Annotated in this window: 19 protein-coding genes and 1 tRNA gene; 13 read left to right on the top strand and 7 right to left on the bottom strand. The window is 69.8% G+C overall.

The annotated features are described in order from the left end of the window. Nucleotides 1-71: 71 nt before the first annotated feature. From MJ607_RS02705 to MJ607_RS02690, 4 genes are all read left to right on the top strand, one after another. A complete protein-coding gene (locus tag MJ607_RS02705; RefSeq protein ID WP_243074000.1) occupies nt 72-2,063 on the top strand; it encodes a DUF2207 domain-containing protein in 1,992 nt (663 codons plus the stop codon). A gap of 41 nt (nt 2,064-2,104) precedes the next feature. Then, nucleotides 2,105-2,752, top strand: coding sequence for a thymidine kinase (locus tag MJ607_RS02700; protein WP_243073999.1), 648 nt, complete (start codon nt 2,105-2,107; stop codon nt 2,750-2,752). A gap of 82 nt (nt 2,753-2,834) precedes the next feature. Further along, complete coding sequence (locus tag MJ607_RS02695; protein ID WP_243073998.1) at nt 2,835-3,554, top strand: FadR/GntR family transcriptional regulator; 720 nt, start codon at nt 2,835-2,837, stop codon at nt 3,552-3,554. Between the two features lie 17 nt (nt 3,555-3,571). Further along, a complete protein-coding gene (locus tag MJ607_RS02690) occupies nt 3,572-4,852 on the top strand; it encodes an alpha-hydroxy acid oxidase (protein ID WP_243073997.1) in 1,281 nt (426 codons plus the stop codon). Here the strand turns inward: MJ607_RS02690 and MJ607_RS02685 are convergent. The 6 genes from MJ607_RS02685 to MJ607_RS02660 form a co-directional block, all read right to left on the bottom strand. After that, on the bottom strand, nt 4,849-6,387 hold the full coding sequence (locus MJ607_RS02685) for a hypothetical protein (protein WP_243073996.1): 1,539 nt from the start codon (nt 6,385-6,387) through the stop codon (nt 4,849-4,851). The genes MJ607_RS02690 and MJ607_RS02685 overlap by 4 nt on opposite strands. 6 nt (nt 6,388-6,393) lie before the next feature. Next, on the bottom strand, nt 6,394-6,666 hold the full coding sequence (locus MJ607_RS02680; RefSeq protein ID WP_243073995.1) for a hypothetical protein: 273 nt from the start codon (nt 6,664-6,666) through the stop codon (nt 6,394-6,396). 221 nt (nt 6,667-6,887) lie between these two features. Continuing rightward, nucleotides 6,888-7,661 (bottom strand): HAD-IIB family hydrolase, encoded by a 774-nt coding sequence (locus tag MJ607_RS02675; RefSeq protein ID WP_243073994.1) that lies wholly within the window; start codon nt 7,659-7,661, stop codon nt 6,888-6,890. A gap of 73 nt (nt 7,662-7,734) precedes the next feature. Next, nucleotides 7,735-7,808: transfer RNA gene (locus MJ607_RS02670), tRNA-Pro, on the bottom strand. 57 nt (nt 7,809-7,865) lie between these two features. Beyond that, nucleotides 7,866-8,798, bottom strand: coding sequence for a metallophosphoesterase (locus tag MJ607_RS02665; RefSeq protein WP_243073993.1), 933 nt, complete (start codon nt 8,796-8,798; stop codon nt 7,866-7,868). Next, nucleotides 8,798-11,440 (bottom strand): transglycosylase domain-containing protein, encoded by a 2,643-nt coding sequence (locus MJ607_RS02660; protein ID WP_374238017.1) that lies wholly within the window; start codon nt 11,438-11,440, stop codon nt 8,798-8,800. Before MJ607_RS02660 ends, MJ607_RS02665 begins: the two co-directional genes overlap by 1 nt. Before the next feature lie 121 nt (nt 11,441-11,561). On the opposite strand from MJ607_RS02660, the gene MJ607_RS02655 reads away from it, so the two are divergent. Next, nucleotides 11,562-11,777: a DUF4177 domain-containing protein gene (locus MJ607_RS02655; protein WP_243073992.1), complete on the top strand. Its 216-nt coding sequence runs from the start codon at nt 11,562-11,564 to the stop codon at nt 11,775-11,777. 3 nt (nt 11,778-11,780) lie between these two features. After that, a complete protein-coding gene (locus MJ607_RS02650; protein ID WP_243073991.1) occupies nt 11,781-12,248 on the top strand; it encodes a RidA family protein in 468 nt (155 codons plus the stop codon). A gap of 74 nt (nt 12,249-12,322) precedes the next feature. Here MJ607_RS02650 and acs read toward each other — a convergent pair whose 3' ends face one another. Further along, nucleotides 12,323-14,293: an acetate--CoA ligase gene (gene acs / locus MJ607_RS02645; protein ID WP_243073990.1), complete on the bottom strand. Its 1,971-nt coding sequence runs from the start codon at nt 14,291-14,293 to the stop codon at nt 12,323-12,325. 429 nt (nt 14,294-14,722) lie between these two features. On the opposite strand from acs, the gene MJ607_RS02640 reads away from it, so the two are divergent. The 7 genes from MJ607_RS02640 (at nt 14,723) to tmk (ending at nt 21,156) form a co-directional block, all read left to right on the top strand. Then, nucleotides 14,723-15,841 (top strand): TadA family conjugal transfer-associated ATPase, encoded by a 1,119-nt coding sequence (locus MJ607_RS02640; RefSeq protein WP_243073989.1) that lies wholly within the window; start codon nt 14,723-14,725, stop codon nt 15,839-15,841. Then, nucleotides 15,841-16,719, top strand: a complete 879-nt coding sequence (locus MJ607_RS02635; protein ID WP_243073988.1) for a type II secretion system F family protein — start codon at nt 15,841-15,843, stop codon at nt 16,717-16,719. Before MJ607_RS02640 ends, MJ607_RS02635 begins: the two co-directional genes overlap by 1 nt. 88 nt (nt 16,720-16,807) lie before the next feature. After that, on the top strand, nt 16,808-17,023 hold the full coding sequence (locus MJ607_RS02630) for a DUF4244 domain-containing protein (protein ID WP_243073987.1): 216 nt from the start codon (nt 16,808-16,810) through the stop codon (nt 17,021-17,023). Beyond that, the gene (locus MJ607_RS02625) at nt 17,020-17,358 is read left to right on the top strand and encodes a TadE family type IV pilus minor pilin (protein WP_243073986.1); all 339 of its coding nucleotides are present in this window, start codon (nt 17,020-17,022) and stop codon (nt 17,356-17,358) included. Before MJ607_RS02630 ends, MJ607_RS02625 begins: the two co-directional genes overlap by 4 nt. Further along, a complete protein-coding gene (locus MJ607_RS02620; protein ID WP_243073985.1) occupies nt 17,358-17,690 on the top strand; it encodes an Rv3654c family TadE-like protein in 333 nt (110 codons plus the stop codon). The genes MJ607_RS02625 and MJ607_RS02620 overlap by 1 nt, the downstream gene beginning before the upstream one ends. A gap of 89 nt (nt 17,691-17,779) precedes the next feature. Beyond that, nucleotides 17,780-20,473, top strand: a complete 2,694-nt coding sequence (topA, locus tag MJ607_RS02615; RefSeq protein WP_308193787.1) for a type I DNA topoisomerase — start codon at nt 17,780-17,782, stop codon at nt 20,471-20,473. After that, nucleotides 20,470-21,156 (top strand): dTMP kinase, encoded by a 687-nt coding sequence (gene tmk / locus MJ607_RS02610; protein WP_243073984.1) that lies wholly within the window; start codon nt 20,470-20,472, stop codon nt 21,154-21,156. Before topA ends, tmk begins: the two co-directional genes overlap by 4 nt.

Genomic DNA, 21,156 nt, shown 5'->3' with positions numbered 1-21,156 from the left:
TCGGCGCCACCCGCACGGCGTGGGCGGCCTAGCCCGCACGTCCTGACCGACCTGCCCGCTACGCTGGCGCGATGGGGCTCAGAGCGCTCGTCCGTGCTGCTGCCGCCGCGGTCTTCGTCGCGGGTGCCGTGGGGTTGTCCGTCGCGCCGGCGGCAGCGGCATCCATCCCCGCAGCGGCCCCTGTCGCCGTCCGCGCCGGCGTCGACGACTTCGTCTACGACTCGTTCGAGGCCGACTACTGGCTGGGGCGCGATCCCGGCGGCCAGAGCGAGCTCTTCACGACCGAGACGCTCGTGGCGCACTTCCCCGAGACCGATCAGAACAAGGGCATCATCCGGTGGCTCCCGAAGGCCGACTCGGGCATCGCGCACGACACGCAGGTCGTGAGCGTGACGGGCGCCGGGGGAGCGGCGATCCCCTGGTGGACGGAGGAGGACGAGGATTTCGTCTATGTCCTGACGGGAGACGACTCGTACGTGCACGGCGCGCAGACCTACGTCATCTCGTACACGATGAGCGACGTCGTGCTGCACTACGCCGACACGGAGGCTGACGAGTTCTACTGGGACACCATCGGCACCGATCACGCGCAGCCCTTCGCCTCGGTGCGCGCGAACGTGCACGTCCTGGGCAGCGCGGGTCTCGGCATCCTGCCGGATCGTGTCTTCTGCTACACGGGCCCCGCGGAGTCGACCGAGCGCTGCGACATCCAGCCGTCGTCGGGTGCCGAACCGACCGACGCCGTCACGGCGTGGGCCTTCGAGAACGCGATCACGGGCGCCTCCGACATGCAGCTGTCGTTCTCGGCGGCGGACGACGGCCTGGGCCCCGACGAGAACGTCACGGTCGCGATCGGATTCGAGCAGGGCACGTTCAACGCCCCGACGCCGCCGCCTCCACCGCCCTATCCGTGGTGGGAGTGGATCCTCCCCGTCCTCGGACTTCTCGCGGGCTTCGGCGGCATCGTCTTCGTCATCGTCGTCAAGGCGTTCCTGCGTCGCAATCCCGACGGCGATCCCGTCATCGTGCAGTACGCGCCGCCCGTCGACGAGTCGCCGACGCTCTCCGCCGGAGTGCTCGGGGTGCCGGCGAAGGCGCTTGCGGCCCATGTCGTCGACCTCGCGGTGCGCGACAAGGTCGAGATCACGGCGAAGGGTGACCGCGACGACGCCGAGGACTTCAGCGTCGTCCTGCGCGACGATTCCGGTCTCGAGCACGACGACCGCCGCATCGTGACGACCCTGTTCGGGAAGGATGCCGCTCCCGGCGACCGCGTCGACCTGGGCGAGTTCGCCCGCAAGCCGCCCGTCCGCGCCGTGACCTACGTGCGGCGCATCGACGACGCGACAGTCGACCGCGGCTACCGCAGCAAGACGCCCAAGTGGGTCGGCGCGGTGCGGGGCGCGGCGCAGTTCGGCGGATTCGTCGTCGCGATGCTCCTCGTCTTCTTCCTCGACGCCGTGCCGTCGGTGCTGACCGACCTCGGCGCGCTCGGCGGCTGGATCAACCTGCTCGCGATCCTCAGCGCCTTCGGCGCGTTCATCATCCTGCCGTTCTTCGGCTTCCCGCAGACGACGCTCACGCTCGCCGGCGGGAAGCACAAGACGTATCTCGAGGGCATCCGCGAGTACCTCCGCCTCGCCGAGGAGGACCGCCTGCGCTTCGCCCAGACGCCGCAGAACGCCGACCTCGTCTCGTCGGGCGTCCGCGCGTTCGGCGACGCTCCGAACGCGTCGGGCGCCGACGTCGTCAACCTGTACGAGCGGCTGCTGCCCTACGCCGTGCTCTTCGGCATGCAGCGCGAATGGGTCGAGGTCATCCGCTCCGCGCAGGCCGTCGAGGTGTCGAGCCCGCGTCTCGCGCTCTTCGACTCCGTCACGTCCGATTCGCTCTCGGACGCGTCGTCGTCGATCGGACGCCTCGCCTCGACTCCCGTCTCGAGCGGCAGCTCGTCGAGCTCGTCCGGCTCGTCGTTCTCGAGCAGCTGGTCCTCTTCCGGCGGCTCGAGCGGTGGCGGCTTCTCGGGCGGCGGGGGAGGCGGCGGAGGCTTCGGCGGCCGCTGACTCGCCCGAACGACCCTGAGCGACCTGGCTAAACTCGCTGGGTGGCCAAGCTCTACTTCCGCTACGGGGCGATGAACTCCGGCAAGTCGACGGCGATGCTGCAGGCCGCCTACAACTACGAGGAGCGCGGACAGCACGTCCTGCTGGCCAAGCCCGCGATCGACACGAAGGGCGCCGACGAGATCTCGTCGAGGCTCGGAGTCAGCCGTCCCGTCGACTTCCTCATCGCACCGGACGACGACGTGCGAGCGCTCTTCGCGGAGCACCGCGCCCGCGTGCGACGCGACGCCGACGCGTCCCTCGTGCCCGAGTCGAACGAGCATCCCGTCGACATCGCGTGCCTGCTCATCGACGAGGCTCAGTTCCTCACGCGCGACCAGGTCGACGATCTCCTTCGGATCGTCGTGCTCGAGGGCATCCCGGTGATCGCCTACGGCATCCGGACGGACTTCCAGACGCAGGCGTTCCCCGGGTCGCGGCGGCTCCTCGAGCTCGCGCACTCGCTCGAGGAGCTCAAGACCATCTGCCGCTGCGGCCGAAAGGCGATCTACAACGCGCGGCTCGTCGGCGGTCGCTTCGTCTTCGACGGCGACCAGGTCGCGATCGATGAGCTTTCGACCGCGCGCGTCACGTACGAGTCGCTGTGCGCGGAGGACTACCTGCGCGCGTCGGGCGGTCGGCTCGGCTGAGAGCAGTGTGAGGAATCCTCCGGTTTGCGTGGTCTGACCACCGCGTGTATTGTGGTCGGACCACAACGTTGAGGAGTTTGCCGTGGCCGACGACGTCGCCCCCGCCCCGGCTCGAGCATGGCGGGTCGTGCTCGAGAAGATCGAATCCGACCTGCTCGAAGGCCGGCTGAACCCCGGCGAGCGGCTGCCCCCCGAGCGCGAGCTCGCCGCGACCCTCGGCGTCGGCCGTTCCAGCGTGCGCGAAGCGCTGCGCGTGCTCGAAGTCATGGGGCTCATCCGCACGGGGACGGGCTCGGGACCGACATCCGGCGCCATCATCGTCTCCACGCCGCGCGGCGGCCTCGCGGCGCTGCTGCGGCTCCAGGTCGCGGCGCAGGGCTTCCCGCTCGCCGACGTCGTCGCGACGCGTCTCCTGCTCGAGGAGTGGGTCGTGGCCCGGCTCGCCGTAGAGTCCGCGCACGACCTCGCCGACGCGCGTGCGACGCTCACCGCGATGGACGACACGTCACTCAACGCCGAGGAGTTCATCGCGCTCGACGCCCAGTTCCACCTGGCCCTCGCCGAGGCATCCGGGAACGCCGTCGTCTCCGCCTCGATGGGGGGCCTGCGCACGGCGATCGAATCGTATGTGCAGAAGGGCGCGCGCACGATTCCGGATTGGGATGCTGCGGTCGCGCGCCTGCGCAGCGAGCACAACCACCTCATGACGGCCATCGACGCGGGCGAGGTCGACCTCGCCCGTTCCCTCGTCCACGACCACATCGCCGGCTTCTACGCCGCTGCGGGCCTGACCCGCGATTGACGGAAGGATACATTCCCATGGTGACCCGGCAGCTGCCCGTCCCCTCCGAGCTCTTCGAGCTCATGAAGTTCAAGAAGCCCGAGCTCAACGGCAAGAAGCGGCGCCTGCAGGGCGCCCTCACGATCGGCGACCTGCGCTCGATCGCCAAGCGCCGCACGCCCAAGGCCGCGTTCGACTACACGGACGGCGCCGCGGAGGGCGAGCTGTCGCTCACCCGTGCCCGCCAGGCCTTCGAGGACGTCGAGTTCCACCCGTCGATCCTGCGACCGGCCGAGCGCGTAGACATGTCCACGACGATCCTCGGCGGCCTCTCGGCGCTGCCGTTCGGCATCGCGCCGACGGGCTTCACGCGGCTCATGCAGACCGAGGGCGAGATCGCGGGCGCGTCCGCGGCGGCGGCCGCCGGCATCCCGTTCACGCTCTCGACGCTCGGCACGACCTCGATCGAGGACGTCAAGGCGGCCAACCCGCACGGCCGCAATTGGTTCCAGCTGTACGTCATGCGCGATCGCGAGATTTCGTACGGGCTCGCCAAGCGCGCCGCCGAGGCCGGCTTCGACACCCTCATGTTCACCGTCGACACGCCCGTCGCGGGCGCCCGTCTGCGCGACAAGCGAAACGGCTTCTCGATCCCGCCGCAGCTCACGGTCGGCACGATCATCAACGCGATCCCGCGGCCGTGGTGGTGGTACGACTTCCTCACGACGCCCAAGCTCGAGTTCGCGTCGCTCGCGACGACGGGCGGCACGGTCGGTGAGCTGCTCAACGCCGCGATGGACCCGACCATCAGCTACGAGGACCTCGCCGTCATCCGCGAGATCTGGCCGGGCAAGATCGTCATCAAGGGCGTCCAGAACGTCGAGGATTCGAAGCGGCTCATCGACCTCGGAGTCGACGGCATCATCCTGTCCAACCACGGCGGCCGTCAGCTCGACCGCGCGCCGATCCCGTTCCATCTGCTGCCGAACGTCGTCCGCGAAGTCGGCAAGGACGCGACGATCATGATCGACACGGGCATCATGAACGGCGCCGACATCGTCGCCTCGATCGCGCTCGGCGCGAAATTCACCCTGATCGGACGCGCCTACCTCTACGGCCTCATGGCCGGCGGACGCGAAGGCGTCGACCGCACGATCGCGATCCTGCGCAGCGAGATCGAGCGCACGATGCAGCTGCTCGGCGTCGCATCGCTCGAGGAACTCGAGCCGGGGCACGTGACCCAGCTCACGCGACTCGTGCCGGTCTCACCGGCGCTCAGCGAGGCGCCGGCGGCCGCCGCGTCCCGCGCCCGGGCCTAGCCTCCGCTCACGCGCTGCGCGCGGCGCGCGATCGCGCGCAGCGCGCGGAGCACGTCGGCGGAGTGGCTCGCGAACGGATCGGGATCGATCGGGATGCCGCGCCGGACGAGTTCGCGACGTTCCGGCCCGAAGCGGCCGAAGCGGCCGTCAGGGCGCTGGGCCAGCAGGAGCAGGCCGGTGACGCGCTCGAGGGCCTCGGGCTCGGGGTCGAACTCGAGCCACACTCGCCAGAGACGGGCGGCCATGCCGAGGCGCCCCTCGCGGTACTCGCATCCTGCGATCGCCTCGACTGCGTCCCGAACCCATGCCTCGTCCCGCAGCGCCGCTGCGCCGCCCGCTTCGAGGCGCTGTGCGAGGGCGGGCGCGAAGCGACGGTCGGGGTCGGCGAGCGCCTCGATCGCGAGCACCAGCGTCTCGTCCACGAGCGGATCGGGGTCGGGAGGATCGGCCCCCCGATTCGGCTGGGTCGAAGGTCCGGCCTCTGCCGTGGCTGTGACATCGCCCCAGGGGTCGCGCTCTCCTGTGGCGCTGCCGGCGGCGTCTGCCGCGGCGAGCGCTGCCTGCAGCGACGTCCCGTCGCCGTGCACGACGCGGGGCTCCCACGCGAGCGGCGGCGTGTGGGAGGTCCCGAGCAGGCGCCTGCGTCGCTGCGCGCAGACCATGACGACCATGAGGGTCGTGTGGTAGTGGTGCGCGACGTACAGCGCCTCGTCGTCGGCCTCGCGCGGCGGCACGCCGTGCGTGTCGCTTCGCGGACCGGGAAAGGCCCCCGCGTCGTCGCGCTGTTCGAGCAGATGCTGCCAGGCGAGCTCGTACGCCGGTGTCCAGGGCAGGCCGATCAGGTCCCAGCACAGGATGAACTCGGCGACCAGATCCCAGTGGCGCTCCCGCATCGTCCGCGCGAGGGCGCCGGTCAGGAATCGCTCGACCGGTCGCGACGGTGCGATGCCCCACGGCGACGGGCCCGGCAGGCCGAAGGCGTGCGCGAAGAGCACGACATGCGTCACGGCGTAGAGGTTGGGTTCGTCCAGGTGAGCGATGTCCGGCAGCCGGCCGAGGATCGACCGCGCGATGAGCTGGTCCCAGGTCTCCTCGCTCCACTCCAGGCCCGCCCAATCGAGCGACAGTCGCACATCCATCTCGCGATGCGGAAGACGTTCCGACTGCGCGGGGATGCCCCATGCCAGCGCGCGCTCCAGGTCGGCCCGCAGGGTGCGGTCATCGGGTCCCAGCATCCGTCCCAGCGCATAGATGTCGAGGTAGATCGCGAACTCCTGGGGGGAGCGCGTCAGCCGGTCCATGAGCGATGCGTCGGCCCGGATCGTGGTGAGCGCCTCCACGATCTGCGGAAAGATCGGATGCTCGCCCAGGCCGCTCTCGCGGTGGGAGAGGAGGGCGATCGAGAGCTCCGGCACGCGCTGCGCCTTCGAGACGTGGAACTGGTCACCGAGGTGAAAGGGTGACCAGTGCGCAAGGCGATCGCCGACCCAGCTCCATGCCGAGTCGGCGATCTCCTGTTCTGTGAGAGCTGTCACGGGGCGTCAGTCGGGCTGCGCCAGGATGATGCTCTTGTCGAAGTCGAGTTGCAGCGCGGCCTTGTAGACGAACTGCGTGTAGATGAATGTGTCGTAGGCGACGGGATTGCCCGAGAACCCCTCCGACTCACGATAGAAGTCCAGCACGTTGTCGACGAGATCGTCGAGCGACGTGATGCCGCCTTCTTTGAGAGACGCGAGGACGTCGTCGCGGTTCAGGCTCTGAACCCGTTTGAGTGCCTGCGTCTGGATGATGTTGCTGACGTCGCGCCGTGGCATGGTGATTTCTCCTCTCGACCGAATGGCGCGAAGACGATGCCCCGTGATTACCCCCATCATCGAGTTCGTGTTTCGCATGGAGATTACACCCGCTCGGCGCGGCGCGACAGGTGCCCGTCAGGCGGCGTTCGGGGCCACCGCCCCCGCATGCGCGGGACGGTCTGACCCTCGCCCTGCACGACGACGGCCCCGCGGAGAACCGCGGGGCCGTCGTGCTTCCGTCACGCCTGAGCGGGGACGGGAAGGGTCGGGATGAGGCCCTCGAGGAACTCGGCGGTGTCCTCCCAGCCGTCGACGGCCTGGCACTCGACGCCCATCGCGAGGACGGGGTAGTCGTTGCCGTCCGGGTCGAGCCGGTCGCCGACGAAGAGCATGTCATCGAGCGGGATGCCGGTCTGCTCGGCGAGCTGCCGCATGCCGAAGGCCTTGTCGATGCCGCGCTCGGTGATGTCGACCGAGGTCGACCCGCCCGAGCGCACCTCGAGATCGGGGAGGAGGTCGGCGACGGCGGCGCGCAGCGCGTTCTTCTTCTCACCCGTGGGGTCCCACGCCGACTTCGCGTCGACGGGCGCGCGCTGGCCGAGGGCCGAGAACGTGATCTGCGATCCGCGGTCCTCGAGGATGTCGCCCCACGTCTCGCTCTCCCACAGGCCGAGGCGGCGGGCCTCGCCCTCGACGGCCGCGAGAGCGCGCGCCTTCTGGTCCTCCGTAAGCGCCCGCGCGTAGACCGTCGTGACGCCGTCGGGAGTGATGCGGTAGTACTGCGTGCCGCATGTGGGCAGCAGGTGCAGGCGCGAGAGGGCCGCGTCCGAGGCATCCGGAAGCCTGTCGACGACCTGCGCCGTGAACTGGGCGAGCTGACCGCCCGAGATGATCGCGACATCGACGCGCTCGGCGAGATCGACGAGCAGATCGCCGATGCGCGGGTCGATGGCGCTCTTGGAAGGCGCGAGGGTGTCGTCGAGGTCGAACGCGACGAGGCGGGGGTGCGGCATGCGTGCTCCTGTCTCCGGGGCGGTTCCTGATACGGCAGAAGGCCCCACCGCTACCGGTGGAGCCTCCTCGCTGTCGGGGTGACAGGATTTGAACCTGCGGCCTCTTCGTCCCGAACGAAGCGCGCTACCAAGCTGCGCCACACCCCGTCGACAACCCTCTGAGTCTACCCGATCGGGAGCCGTGCTCCGAACCGAGGCACCGGATCAGGCCTCGGGAAGGAGGGTGATGAGCGACGCCTCCGGCCGGCACGCGAACCGCACGGGCGCGTAGATCGAATGCCCGAGCCCCGCGCTGACGTTCAGCGGAACCGTCCGCAGCCCGTGCGACCACTCGCTGAGTCCGCGTGCCTGACGGAGCGGGATGTCGCAGTTGGCCACGAGCGCCCCGAAGCCCGGCACGCGCACCTGCCCGCCGTGCGTGTGACCGCCGAAGATGACGTCGGCGCCGAGCGATGTGAAGCCGTCCAGCACTCGCCGGTAGGGGGCATGCGTGACGCCGATCGTGAGGTCTGCCTCGCCCGTGTCGCGCAGCTCGTCGAGAGGATCGGGCAGGGCGTCGAGGCGGTCCCAGTGGCGGTGCGCGTCGCTCACGCCGAAGGCGTCGATGCGCAGCCCCGCGACCTGGAGGGCGGCGACGGCGTTGTTGAGCGGCGTCCAGCCGAGGTCCTCGGTCAGATACCCGTCGAGCGCCTGCGTGTCGAGCGGCTCGGCCGTGACCTTGATCTTCGACGGGCCCGTGAAGTACTTGAGCGGGTTGCGCGGCGACGGAGCGGCGTGGTCGTTGGATCCGTGGACGAAGACGCCCGGGATGCCGCGCAGCGGGTCGAACGCGCGTCGAAGGCCGCGCAGTCCCTGCTCATGACCGAGGTTGTCTCCCGTGTTGACGACGAGATCGGGCTCGAGCGCTGCGAGCGCCGCGATCCACTCCTGCTTGCGGCGCTGCCACGGCGCCATGTGCGCGTCCGAGAGGTGCAGCACCTTGACGGGCGCGGCATCCTCGGGGAGGACCCGCAGCGTGTGCCGGCGCAGTGTGAAGAGGTAGCGCTCGATGCCGATGCCCCAGATCGCCGACCCGGCGGCCACCGCCCCCACGGCGCCGAGCGCGGTGAGGGCGGTGCGTGCGGTGGAGGCCGCCACTAGTTGCAGTGCTCGCTCTTGTAGTCGACGAGGATCGTCGCGTTGCGGTTGACGACCGTGCCGCCCGGCGGGTTGGTGCCGGTCGCCTGGCCGTTGCCCTTGACGCCAGCCTCCAGCGTGCAGCTGCCGGGTTGGACGTTGCCGAAGCCGGCGGAGCGCAGATAGCTGATCGCCTCGCTGACAGACCGCCCCGCGACATCCGCGGGCACGGTCACGCCGTTCCCGTTGCTGGGGTTGATCGTCACCACCGCGCCGCCCGCGACTTTTCCAGCACCCGGATTCTGGGAAGCGACGAGGCCTGCAGCCTCAGTAGAGTCCACAGCGTCGCCGACGGAGACTTGGAACCCGGCCGCCTCGAGCTGGCGTTGAGCCTCATCGACCGGAAGCCCGACGACGCTCGGCAGATCCGTCAGCACCTGACGGAGCAGCTCCTGCTTGGCATCGGGAAACCGGTCGCCACCGTACAGATCGTTGACAGTGCTCATGATCGACTTGTTGATCGGATAGCGCAGATTGTTGAGAGTCAAGCCCTTGTACCACTGCTTGGCCAGCGGCACTTCGCCTTCCGCGTTCCCGACCCAAACTGCCGTCGTGACCTTCGAACTCGACTCGACCAGCCAGGTCTGCCACTGCTCGTGAGTGCCCGTCTTGCCGATCATCGGCGTGCCGTCGTTGGGATTGCCCTGCGCGCCCGTGCCGCCCGACGCCATCACGCCCTGCAGCGCATAGGCGGCCGTGGCGGCGATCCCGGGATCGAGCACCTGCGTGCACGTCCTCTGCGGGGCGAACTCGCGGCCGTCGCGATCGACAACTTTGTCAATCGCCTTCGGCTCGCAGCGGATGCCGTTGTTCGCGACCGTTGCGTACGCCGATGCCATCGCGAGGGGCGAGACGTTGCTGGACCCGATGACGTTGGGTGCGTACTGCATCTGGATCGGGACAGCGTCGCCGGTAGCAATGTCGAAGGTGGTGACGCCCATCTTCTCGACGACCTTCGCGATGTCGCAGAGGTCGAGCTTCTCTGCCATCGCGAGGAAGCCCGAGTTGAGGGAGTCGCGCGTGAAGCGCATCGGCGTGCCGACATAGCCGCCGACGTTGTTGTAGTTCCCGATCTTGGTGTTCGACGTGTTGACCCAGTCGCCGTAGCACGAGTTGGTCATGCGCTTGAAGACGTGGTTGACGCCGTTCAGCGTCTCGTTGAGCGACTTGCCCTTCTCGAGCCAGTCGATCAGCGTGAACAGCTTGAAGGTCGAGCCGGCAGGGAACCCGATCGAGCCGCCGTTCTTGCTGTCGCCGGCGTACACGAGTGACGAGATGTTGGGGTCGCCGGCGGCGCTCGCATCTTCGCTGAACCTCGTGTTCTGCGCGATCCCGAGAATGCGGCCCGTCGACGCCTCAAGGCTCACCGAGGTCGAGCCGAAATCCATGCCCTCGATCGAGGTCGGAGTGTACTGCGTCATGGCCGCTTCGCTGGCCTGTTGCACACGAGGGTCCATCGTCGTGTAGATCTTCAGACCGCCCTGACGGAGCGCCTTCATCCGCTCGTCGAGCGTCGCGCCGAAGGCGGGGTCTGTCTTGATGATCGAGACGACGTACTGGCAGAAGTAAGCACCGCCGCCGGTCGACTCGCAGCCGCGCGTCGGCTTCGTGATCACCGGGGTGATCGGCTCCGCGACGGCCGCGTCGTGTTGCTCCTGCGTGATCTTGCCGTCAGCGAGAAGCCGGTCGAGCACGTAGACCTGACGGTCCTTCGTCAGCGAATAGCCGTCTGCCTCGCCATTGAGCGGGTTGCCGTCCTTGTCGGTCGTCGTGCCGCCCTTCATATCGATGCGGTACGTGTTCGGGTTCTGCACCATGCCGGCAAGAGCCGCCGATTGTGCCAGAGACAGATCCTTTGCGGCGACACCGAAGTAGTAGCGCGCAGCGGCGTCGACCCCGTAGTTCGTGCCGCCGAAGCTCGCGATGTTGAGGTAGCCGAGCAGGATCTCCTGCTTCGAGTACTTCTGCTCGAGCGCGATCGCGTAGCGCATCTCCTGCAGCTTGCGCTGGATGCCCTCGTCACCCGAAGCCGTCGTCGCCTCGGTGTAGCAGTTGGCGAGCGCCTGCTCGAGGGTCGTGACGACGACCGTCTCGCCGTCCTTCTCCTCGGTCACCGCCTTGGCGTTGGACTCGCAGCGCTGTACGAGGATGTTCTTGACGTACTGCTGGCTGATCGACGAGCCGCCTCGGCTGTCCGTGCCACGCAGGTTGTCATAGACGGCACTCGCGGTGCCGACGAGGTCGATGCCGCCGTGCTTGTAGAAGTTCTTATCCTCGCTCGAGAGGATCGCGTCGTACATGACGGGCGCGATCTCCTCGAACTGGACAGGGGAGCGGTTCTGATCGTAGAACTGCGTCCACTCGGTCTCCTGGCCCGTGCTCGGGTCGGTGTAGATCAGCGTCGACGGCAGCATGAGCTTGTCGATCTCGAGCACGCTCGGCAGATTGTCGAACATCGTGATCGCGCTGGATGCCGCGGCTCCGGACAATGCGATGGCGGGAGTGACTGTCGCAGCGACCAGGACCCCGGCGACAGCGCTCAGACCAACGAGGCCGGCGAGTCCGCCGAGCACACCGCTAGCCGTCCGTTTCGTATCAGGCATAGGGTTGATCGTAAGGGAGATACCTGGGCGATCCCTTCACGGCGCCGCGCGCGTCGTTCTGTGTTTTGCGCACGATCAGGGCTTTCCCCGTTCACACACCTCGACCCCGCCGGAGCCGCAGATGACCACGTGGGAATACCTCACGACGCCCCTTCTCATTCACAACACCGCCGCGATCCTCAACAACTGGGGCAAGCAGGGCTGGGAGCTCGTGCAGGTCGTGACGGGACCCGAAGGCGGGCTCGTGGCCTACTTCAAGCGCCCCGTCGGCGACGGGGCGCAGAATGCCGGACTGGATGCCGCGGCCGTCGCGGCCAAGCAGTTCGAGGGGGCCTGAGCCTTGACCGTTTCGCAACGTCTCGCAGAGCTCGGCATCGAGCTGCCCGCCGTCGTCCCGCCCGTCGCGGCCTACGTGCCCGCCAAGGCGCACGGCGACCTCGTCTACACCGCGGGCCAGCTGCCCATGGTGCAGGGCGCCCTGCCCGCGGCCGGCAAGGTCGGCGAGGGTGACGGACTCGTCCCCGCGGCCGATGCGAAGGGATACGCGCGCCAGTCGGCGCTCAACGCCGTCGCGGCCGCGGCCGCGGCAGTGGGCGGCGTGGACCGCCTCACCGGCGTCCTGAAGGTCACAGGCTTCGTGGCATCCGTCTCCGAGTTCACGGGTCAGCCCGGTGTCATCAACGGCGCGAGCGACGTCCTGGGCGAGATCTTCGGCGAGGAGGGCCGCCACGCGCGCTCCGCCGTCGGCGTGCCCGTCCTGCCGCTCGACAGCCCCGTCGAGGTAGAGGTCGTCTTCACCTTCGCGTGACGTCTTCGCCTGATGAAGAGGGGCGGATGCCGCGACACAGCTGTGTCGCGGCATCCGCCCCTTCTCGTTCCCGGCTACTTGACCTGCGCGGAGATCACCGACATGACGGCGGTGTCGGCGAGGGTCGTCGTGTCGCCGACCTCACGGCCCTCCGCGACGTCGCGGAGCAGGCGGCGCATTATCTTGCCCGAGCGGGTCTTGGGCAGTTCGCCCACGATATAGACGTCCCGAGGACGTGCGATCGGGCCGATCTGCTCGCCGACCCAGAGCCGCAGGGTGTTCGCGAGGCCTTCCGCCGAGTGCTCGGCGAGGTAGGACTGCTTGACGATGACGAAGGCGACGACGGCCTGGCCGGTCGTCTCGTCCGAGGCTCCGACCACGGCGGCCTCGGCGACCGCCTCGTTGCCGACGAGTGCCGATTCGATCTCGGTCGTCGAGAGGCGGTGGCCCGACACGTTCATGACGTCGTCGACGCGGCCGAGCAGCCACACGTCCCCGTCGTCGTCGAGGCGCGCGCCGTCACCGGCGAAGTAGTAGCCCTGCTTCTGGAACTTGTCCCAGTAGGTCTCCTTGAACCGCTCGGGGTCGCCCCAGATGCCGCGCAGCATGCTCGGCCACGGCTCGGTCACGACGAGCAGGCCGCCGTTGCCGTTGCCGACGTGGGTGCCGTCCTCGTCGACGACGTCGACAGCGACGCCCGGGATCGGCACCTGCGCGCTGCCGGGCTTGGTCTCCGTCACGCCCGGCAGGGCGGAGATCATGATCGCGCCCGTCTCGGTCTGCCACCACGTGTCGACGATCGGCGCCGCCTTGCCGCCGATGATCTTGCGATACCACATCCACGCCTCGGGGTTGATGGGCTCGCCCACCGAGCCGAGCAGCCGCAGCGACGACAGGTCGAACTTCTTCGGGATCGCGCGGCCGAGCTTCATGAACGACCGGATCGCGGTCGGCGCCGTGTAGAGGATCGTCACGCCGTACTTCTCGACGACCTCCCACCAGCGCCCCGGGTGCGGGGTGTCGGGGGTGCCCTCGTAGAGAACCTGCGTCGCGCCGTTCGCGAGCGGCCCGTACGTGACGTAGGTGTGCCCTGTCACCCAGCCGATGTCGGCGGTGCACCAGTAGACGTCGGTCTCGGGGTGGATGTCGTGGACGACCTTGTTGGTGAAGGTCGCCTGCGTCAGGTAGCCCCCTGAGGTGTGCAGGATGCCCTTGGGCTTGCCCGTCGTGCCGGACGTATAGAGGATGAACAGCGGGTTCTCGGCCGGGAACGACTGCGCCTCGTGCTCGCCGGACGCCTGCGGGACCACGTCGTGCCACCACAGGTCGCGGCCTTCCGTCCAGTCGACGTCGTTGCCGCCGCGGCGGACGACGAGGACGTTCTCCACGGTCTCCTGCGGGCCCGATCCGTTGCGGTCGGCCAGCGCGAGGTCGACGGCGGGCTTGAGCGGCGAGACCTTGCCCTTGCGGTAGCCGCCGTCTGCGGTGATGACGAGCTTGGCACCGGCGTCGTCGATGCGCGAGCGCAGGCTGTCGGCCGAGAAGCCGCCGAAGACGACGGAGTGGATCGCGCCGATCCGCACCACGGCCAGCATCGCGGCGATCGCCTCGGGGATCATCGGAAGGTAGATGGCGACGCGGTCGCCCACGCCGATGCCGAGCCCCTCGAGGACGTTCGCGAGCCGCTTCACCTCGTCGGTCAGTTCGGCGTAGGTCACCCGGCGCTCGTCGCCGGGCTCGCCCTCCCACAGCAGCGCGACGCGGTCGCCGTTGCCTGCCTCGACGTGGCGGTCGAGGCAGTTGTACGAGACGTTGAGCTCGCCGTCGGCGAACCACTTCGCGAAAGGCGGGTTCGTCCAGTCGAGCACCTGCGTGAAGGGCTTGTGCCAGTGCAGCAGGTCGCGCGCCCTGTCGCCCCAGAACCCCTCGAGATCGCCGCGGGCCTGCGTGTACAGCTCCGCCGTGCCGACGGCGCCCTCCGCGAATTCGGCGGGCGGCGCGAATCGACGGGTCTCGTCGAGGAGGTGGTCGATCTGGCTGCTCATGGGGCGCGCTCCTTTGCGGGCTTTACGGATTTCCTGAGAGAGGGATGCCGCAAGCAATCTACCCACGGGGCCGTGCGGTCACTACCTCCGATAGTGGGTGGCTCCGATAGTGGGTGGCCGCCATCCGTGGGACCGCTCCCGATATATCACCTCGAACTCGCCCGTTTTGTTTGGAACGTTGCGCCTCGTTGCGTATGCTCATCCACGGCCGAACTTGGTTCTGGCATTGCGGCACCCGAATCACCCCCCGAAGTGCGGTGTCGCTTGTGGCGGCATCCCATTCCCCCCATGGGATGCCGCCCTTTTTCACTTCGGCTCCCGCAGCCCCGGCGAAGCGCCTCTCCTCCCCACCCCTTCGAGGCCGACGAGCCTTCCACCGCGTCGATGGATGCCGTCGCCGGAATGGGTGCGCGCTTCTAGCGTCGACGCATGCCCGAGCCGTTCGTCGTCCAGCCCCGTGACGGGGTGCGCGCGACGCGCGTCGCGACGCCGACGTCTGCCTCCTTCTCCTCCTCGGGCGCGGAGACCCGTTCGCGCTTCGTCCCTTCGGCGTCGGCAGCGGATGCCGCTCCCGTCGCGGCGGGGGAGCGGATCGCCTCGCCCCGCGCGCGGGTCGTGCCGGACCATCCCGCGCTCGACACGCTCGCACCCTTCCTCGCTGACCCGGCCGTGACCGACCTCTTCGTCAACGGCTCGGACGGACTCTTCGTCGACCGCGGCAGGGGAGCGGAGCGCGCCTCCGGGTGGCGAGCGACGGAAGAGGACGTCCGCGCGCTCGCCGTCGCACTCATCGGACTCGGCGGTCGTCATCTCGACGACGCCTCCGCCTGCGTCGATGTGCGCCTCGAAGGCGGCATCCGGGTGCACGCCGTCCTGCCGCCCGTCGCGCCCTCGGGCACCGCGATCTCCATCCGGGTGCCGCAGCCCGGCGTTCCGACGCTCGACGAGCTCGAGGCCTCCGGAATGTTCGATGCGCACACCCGGAGTCGGCTCGAGTCCGCCGTCGAGCGGCGCGAGAATCTCCTCGTGACGGGCGCGGCGGGCGCGGGCAAGACGACGCTGCTCGCGGCGCTGCTCGGGCACGCGGCGCGCACCGACCGGATCGTCACGATCGAGGATGTCGCCGAGCTGCGCATCGCGCATCCCCACCACGTGCGCCTCGAGGCGCGACAGCCCAATCTCGAGGGCGCCGGCGGCATCGGGCTCGCGCGGCTCGTCCGCGAGGCGCTGCGGATGCGACCGGATCGGCTCGTCGTGGGGGAGTGTCGCGGCGAGGAGGTGCGTGAGCTGCTGTCGGCGCTCAACACGGGCCACGACGGCGGTGCCGGGACGCTGCACGCGAACGGCTTGCACGAAGTCGCCGCGCGACTCGAGTCCCTCGGCGCGCTCGCCGGGCTCGACGACCGCGCGCTCGCGCGTCAGGTCGTGAGTGCGATCGGCGTAGTGCTCCACGTCGCCCGCGATGCCGACGGGGCGCGCCGGCTCGCGGCGATCGGCCACCCCGCCCTCGACGCAGCCGGTCGGCTCACGATCGAGCAGGACGTGTGATGCGCCGACGATCCTCAGCGCCGTCCGCCGACGAGGCGGCGGACGCCGTGCTGCGCCTCGCTGTGCTGCTGCAGTCCGGCATGGCGCCCGCCCGCGCGTGGCAGATCGCGGCCGAGACGGGCGAACCGATCGCGGCGCGCGTGCATCGGGATGCCGCGGAGCGGAGCCTCGTCGAGGCGATCGCCGTGCAAGGCGGGGCATGGCGCGATGTCGCGGCCGCCTGGGCGATCGCGACGACCGTCGGCGCGCCCCTGTCCGACTCGCTCCGCGCCATAGCGGGGGCGCTGCGCGACGCGCAGGAGGCGGCCGATGACGCGCGGTTGGCACTCGCGGAACCGGCGGGGACGGCGCGGCTCATGGCCTGGCTGCCCCTCGTCGCGATCGCCCTCGGTGCGGCGCTCGGGTTCGACACGGCGGTCACCCTCGTCACCAACCCGCTCGGGATCGCGTGCCTCGCGGCGGGCATCGCGCTCGTGCTCGTCGCGCATCGGTGGACGGCGGCCCTTGTGCGGCGCGCGGCTCCCGCGCCCGGCACTCCCGGGCTGGCGGCCGAGCTGCTCGCGATCGCCGTCGCGGGCGGCGTCTCGCTCGACCGCGCGAGAGAAGTCGTGGCCCGCTCCGGCGGCCCAGCGCCCGACGCCGCGGTCGAAGAGGTGCTGCACCTCTCGCAGCGTGCCGGGATCCCCGCGATCGAGCTGCTCAAGGCTGCTGCGGCACTCGCGCGGCACCGCGCCCGGATCGACGGGCGTCTCCGAGCCGCGCGGCTCTCGTCGCGCCTGCTCGTGCCGCTCGGCGTGTGCACACTGCCCGCGTTCCTGCTCCTCGGCGTCGCCCCGATGCTCTTGAGCGTCATGTCCACGATGTCGATCTCGCTGTGAGCGAGCCGCGCCGCGCACCCGAGTGACGCACCCGACCGCAGATCGCACCGACCCCAGACCGTGCCCACATAGATAGAAGGAGTACCTCATGTCGATTCCCCGGCGCACGCGCTCGATTCCCCGGCTCACGCGCCGTCGCGCGTCGCACCTGTTCACCGACGACACGGGCGCCGCGACCGCCGAGTACGCGATCGCGACCATGGCGGCCGTCGCCTTCGCGGGACTGCTCGTCGTGATCATGCGCTCGGACGAAGTGCGCGGCATCCTCACGGATCTCGTCCGGCGGGCACTCACCGTCGCATGATCGTCCGTCGGCTCGGCGGCGACCGCGGATCCGTCGTCGCCGAGTTCGCCGTCGCCTTCCCCGCGGTGGCGCTCGTCCTCCTCTTCGGGGTCGGCGCGCTCGCCGCGGGGGCACGCAACGTCAGGCTTCAGGATGCCGCGGCCGACGCCGCACGGGTCGTCGCGCGCGGCGAGCCGACCGAGGCCGCCGGCCGCGTCGTCTCCGCCGCTGTCGCCGGGGCGAGCGCCGCCGTCGAACGGACGGGCGACCTCGTATGCGTCACGGCGACGGCGCCCGCCGGCATCGCCGCCGTGACGATCTCGGCCCGGTCGTGCGCGCTCGCGGGAGGCCTGTGATGGCGGGCACGGGGCTCGCCGTGGGGATCGTCGCGGGCTGCGCGGCGCTCGTGCTGGGTCTCACCACCGTCAGCGCGGCGGCCGTGACGGGGCAGCGCCTGGCGGGGGCCGCGGATGCCGCGGCTCTCGCGGCGGCGGATGCGGCATCCGGAGCCTCTCGAGGCGTTCCGTGCGAGCGGGCCGCCGACGTCGCACAAGCCGGGGGAGCATCGCTCGCGGCCTGCGACGTCGACGGTCTCGTGGCCACGGTGACGGTCTCGGCGACCTTCGGAGCCCTCACCGCGAGCGCCTCCGCGCGCGCCGGGCCGCCGCCCGAAACGGGCACTCGCTGATCCTTGGCGGGTCCCACCCTGAGAGTCCTCACAGCGCCGACCCCCGGAAGCGGTGTGTATGGTGTGCTTCGAAGAAAGGACGACCCACGTTGGCACAAGGCAAGAAGCTCGTGATCGTCGAGTCCCCCACGAAGATGAAGTCGATCCAGGGGTATCTCGGCGATGGATACGAGGTGCTGAGCTCGGTCGGGCACATCCGCGATCTCGCGAGCAAGAAAGAGATCCCGGACGACAAGAAGCAGGCGTACGGCAAGTACTCGATCGACGTCGACAACGGCTTCGACCCCTATTACGTCGTCAACGACCGCAAGTCGAAGACCGTCGCCGAGCTCAAGCGCGCCCTCAAGGGCGCCGACGAAGTCCTGCTCGCGACTGATGAGGACCGCGAGGGCGAAGCCATCGCGTGGCATCTGCTCGAGGTGCTCAAGCCCAAGGTCCCCGTCAAGCGCATGGTCTTCCACGAGATCACGAAGGACGCGATCCGCGAGGCCGCCGAGAACACGCGCGAGCTCGACCTCGCGCTGGTCGACGCGCAGGAGACCCGCCGCGTCCTCGACCGCCTGTACGGCTGGGATGTCTCTCCCGTTCTCTGGCGCAAGGTCGGCAGCGGTCGCGAGGGCGCGGCGCTGAGCGCCGGCCGCGTGCAGTCCGCCGCGACGCGCATGGTCGTCGACCGCGAGCGCGAGCGCATGGCGTTCGTCTCGGCCTCGTACTGGGATGTCGAGGCGCTCGCCGCGAAGGGCGAATCGGCCTTCACGACGAGACTCGCCCGTGTCGACGGCGCAGCCCTCGCCCGCGGCACCGACTTCGACGACCGCGGTGAGCTCAAGAAGGCCGTCGTCGTGCTCGACGAGGCCGCGGCACGCGCACTCGCGGACGCCGTCACAGCGGCAGGCGAAGCATCCGTCACGAACATCGAGGCCAAGCCCGGCACGCGCAGCCCGCGCGCCCCCTTCACGACCTCGACCCTTCAGCAGGAGGCCGGTCGCAAGCTCGCGATGAGCGCCAAGCACGCCATGAGCGTCGCGCAGCGCCTCTACGAGAAGGGGTTCATCACCTATATGCGCACCGACTCGACCGCGCTCTCGAAGCAGGCGGTCGAAGCGGCGCGCTCGCAGGCGGTGAGCCTCTACGGCGAGAAGGCCGTGCCGCTTCAGCCCCGCGTCTACCGCAACAACGCGAAGAACGCGCAGGAGGCGCACGAGGCGATCCGTCCCTCGGGCGAAGAGTTCCGCACGCCCGCGTCGGTCTCGTCCGAGCTGGACCGCGACGAGCAGCGCATGTACGACCTCATCTGGAAGCGCACGATCGCGAGCCAGATGTCGGACGCGAAGTACGAGACCACGACCGTCACGCTCGCGGTCGCCGCGGGCGGGCGGACCGCCGAGTTCACGGCATCCGGAACCGTCTACACCTTCAAGGGCTTCCTCGAGGCGTACGAAGAGGGCCGCGACGAGAAGCGCGGCGACGCCGACAAGTCCGAGGAGCAGTCGCTGCCGGCCATGGCGGTCGGCGACACGCTGCGCATGAAGGACGTCGAGCCCAAGGGGCACTCGACGACCCCCAAGCCCCGCTACACCGAGGCGAGCCTCGTGAAGGCGCTCGAAGAGAAGGGCATCGGGCGTCCCTCGACGTTCGCGAGCATCATCGACGTGATCCTCGATCGCGGCTACGTGAGCAAGCGCGGTCAGGCGCTCGTGCCGAGCTGGCTCGCCTTCAGCGTCGTGCGTCTGCTCGAACAGCACTTCGCCGATCTCGTCGACTACGACTTCACGGCGGGCCTCGAGGACGACCTCGACGCCATCGCGCGCGGCGAGCAGCAGCGCGTCGCGTGGCTGCGCGAGTTCTACTTCGGCTCCGAGGCGCAGGTGGGCCTGCGCAACATCGTCGAAAACCTCGGCGAGATCGACGCGCGTGAGCTCAATGCGACGAGGATCACGGATGCCACGACCCTCCGGTTCGGCAAGTACGGGCCGTACCTCGAGGTCGTCGACACCGCCAACCCCGAGGCCGAGCCGCGCCGCGTCAACATCCCGGAAGAGCTCGCGCCCGACGAGCTGACCCCCGCCAAGGCGCAGGAGCTCATCGACGCGCCCGTCGCGGGCGACCGCGTGCTCGGAGAGAACCCCGAGAACGGCAAGCTGGTCCTGGTCAAGGACGGCCGCTTCGGCCCGTACGTCCAGGAGGCCGATCCCGTGGATCCGGACGCCGCGGACGAGGGAACCGGCGAGATCGTGGAGGCTCCCAAGAAGCGGGGCGCCGCCAAGAAGGAGCCCGCGCCCAAGCCGCGCACGGCGTCGCTCTTCAAATCGATGTCGGTCGACACGATCGACTTCGAGACGGCGCTCAAGCTGCTCTCGCTGCCGCGCGTCGTCGGGGCCGACCCCGAGTCGGGCAACGAGATCACGGCGCAGAACGGCCGCTACGGTCCGTACCTCAAGAAGGGCACGGACTCGCGGACGCTGCCCAGCGAGCAGCAGATCTTCGACATCACGCTCGAGGAGGCGCTCGCGGTGTACGCGCAGCCCAAGTACGGCGCCCGCGGTGCGTCGAGCGCGCTCAAGGAGTTCGAGGCGGACCCCGTGAGCGAGAAGCCGATCAAGATCAAGGACGGCCGCTTCGGCGCGTACGTGACCGACGGAGTGACCAACGTCACGATTCCGCGCGGCCAGACGCCCGACGACATCACGTTCGAGATCGCCGTGCAGATGCTCGCCGACAAGCGCGCCAAGGGACCCGCGCCCAAGCGCACGACGACCCGCAAAGCCCCGGCCAAGAAGTGACGGCCGAGGCGGCCTCGCCCGGACGCGGCCACCCCGGCCTGTTCGTCACGCTCGAAGGCGGCGACGGCGTCGGAAAGACGACGCAGGCGGCGCTGCTCGACGAGTGGCTCACGAGCCTCGGGCGCACCGTCGTGCGCACGCGCGAGCCGGGCGGCACCGAGGTGGGCGTGCTCGTGCGCGACATCGTCCTGCACCACCGCGGCGACATCGCGCCGCGGGCCGAGGCGCTGCTGTACGCCGCCGATCGCGCGCACCACATCGAGACGGTCGTCCGGCCCGCCCTCGAGCGCGGCGACGTCGTGATCCAGGACCGCTACTTCGACTCGTCGGTCGCCTACCAGGGCGACGGACGGCAGCTCGAGCCAGGTGAGATCCGCGACCTGTCGATGTGGGCGGCGCGGGGCCTCGTCCCCGACCTGACGATCCTGCTGGACCTCGACCCCGCCACGGCGCGCGGGCGGCTCGACGCCGACGACAAGCCGTTCGACCGGCTCGAGTCCGAGCGCGAGGACTTCCACGCGCGCGTGCGAGACCGGTTCCTCGCGATCGCGGCCGACGAGCCCGGCCGATTCCTCGTCCTCGACGCCGCCCGCCCGGCCGACGACCTCGCGGGCGACGTGCGCGCCCGCGTCGAGTCGGTGCTCGCAGGCGACTCCCGGGGTGGCGTCGGCGCCCCCGGTTAG

The sequence above is a fragment of the Microbacterium sp. SS28 genome (genome assembly GCF_022761035.1).
Classification (GTDB): Bacteria; Actinomycetota; Actinomycetes; order Actinomycetales; family Microbacteriaceae; genus Microbacterium.
The sequence above is the reverse complement of the archived record's forward strand: the minus strand, read 5'-3'. Positions and strand labels throughout refer to the sequence as shown.